Origin of the sequence: Ferrovum myxofaciens, assembly GCF_000735045.1 — a bacterium.
GTDB lineage: Bacteria > Pseudomonadota > Gammaproteobacteria > Burkholderiales > Ferrovaceae > Ferrovum > Ferrovum myxofaciens.
Genome location: NZ_JPOQ01000121.1, coordinates 1 through 376 on the forward strand (window position 1 = coordinate 1; position 376 = coordinate 376).

Annotated in this window: 1 protein-coding gene; it reads left to right on the forward strand. The window is 53.5% G+C overall.

The genetic code is table 11. From position 1 onward, the window contains the following. Positions 1 to 174 (forward strand): ATP-binding protein (locus IV91_RS17355; RefSeq protein ID WP_160171575.1); only part of this gene is annotated, 174 nt, incomplete at its 5' end. Positions 175 to 376 lie beyond the last annotated feature (202 nt).

A 376-nucleotide genomic window follows, 5' to 3' on the forward strand; every position in this document is an offset into this window, starting at 1 on the left:
CAATTACCCATCGAACACTGGCATGCGTGGATCGGGGATGCCACCATTGCTGACGCCCTGCTGGATCGGGTTATGCAACGGCATCACCGTTTCACGCTGACCGGAGAATCCTTACGGAGAGGAAAAACAAAGGAGGCTCAGAGTGAGGTGTCCGGCACGGACCCTGGTGAATAAATTTGCCGGATTCGGCCCATTGAAATTCCCGGAAAAATTGAGCGGAAATAAGTCAGTCGGTCTCTGTGACTGCGTAACGAAGGAGAAATAGAATGAAGAAGGATGTGACAACTGCAGCAGAAAGGCAAGCCGCCTACCGCAAGCGTCGGTGTGAGGCGGGAGAGAATGGTGAACGCCGTATAAACCTGTGGGTATCGACCGG